The following is a 1176-nucleotide window of genomic DNA, read 5'->3' as shown; positions in this document are numbered from 1 at the left end:
AATGAGGTGAAGACTGGACGCTGATGTCTCCCTTCTTCGCATGGATTCGACAGCAATTGCGCCCGACATCGTCCTGTTGCCACCGCGGGCTTCGCTTTCGACACTTGTGTTGGGCGTAGTTCCATCCCCAGCGCTACCGAGAACAAGTCGATTGGGAGGTGTCAGCCCTGATGAGTGCCCTTTTGATCTCGCTTCGGATGTGATGAACCTATCGCCTGGGCAACCCTTCTCGTGCGACGGGTCTGCACCAAAGTACGCGGACACTTTCCAATCTTGATCAGGACTGACTGCCGCAGCAGTCATGCGGACGCCGCATCCCATGCAAAGCCAATTTGCCGCTCGAAGTTCGGCATTGTGCCTAAGTTCGCTTGCCGCATGTAACGAAAGAGTCTCTTCGCGTATTGCCAATTCAGCCATGCGTATTCTCCCAAAAGCATGGTCTTGTTAAAATGCAAGAGTTCCCAAATTGTGAATGTACGTGGCCTTTGGTCCGCAAATTAACCTGCAGGAATGGCAAATGGGCCGCATGCTGACGGGGGCGTCTCTGAAATTGGATAGTCAATTTGATGGCCAGCGACTTTGGTCTGCGGTTGGAGATAGGACGTGGGGAAGTGGCATCAAAACAGTGGATACCGGTTATGTTGATGTATCTCTGGCGACGAAACACTCTTAGCGTGTCGCTAGTCTAAAATTGGCTGTTCTCGAGGAGTATAGAAGGTTGACCGAGGTCTCCGATGAGAGATTTACCGGAATTCCATTGAGGGTTTTGGCAGTCAATGGTGATGATAGGGGCGTAGATGCCCTAAGTCAGATCGGAAATGTGCACAGATTCAACGTCACCAATGGTCCGTTGCCAGAGGTGGGCCAGGTTATTCTGCTGGGAGACACGAGTTGGCGAGCCGCGTCACCGAATTTCTTCAAGGTGCAGAACTCAATTGCTGTTGTACGGCGCGTAGAGCCAGACGGAAGTTTCCTCATCGATAATGGAATTGCGCTCAAGCGGATAGAAAACCACCGATCCATAACTGTGTCGGTGAATAATACGATCGAATTCAATGACTTCGAGGGCCTTGTCTCAGTTGTTTCCGAAAGCCCTATTTCTCTCCGAGAGATCGAAATTACAGAGGGCGATCTTCGGCGGGAATACCTCGTTGAGAAGGCGGGGTCTGGACCCAG

The 1176-nt window shown here is 51.7% G+C and carries 1 pseudogene; it reads left to right on the top strand.

The window, feature by feature from the left end:
* Positions 1–718: 718 nt before the first annotated feature.
* Positions 719–1176, top strand: a pseudogene (locus RNA01_RS23350) (ATP-binding protein); the annotation flags it as partial.

Origin of the sequence: Paenirhizobium naphthalenivorans (assembly GCF_007992095.1) — a bacterium.
GTDB lineage: Bacteria > Pseudomonadota > Alphaproteobacteria > Rhizobiales > Rhizobiaceae > Allorhizobium > Allorhizobium naphthalenivorans.
This window is presented reverse-complemented; position numbering and strand designations above follow the sequence as displayed.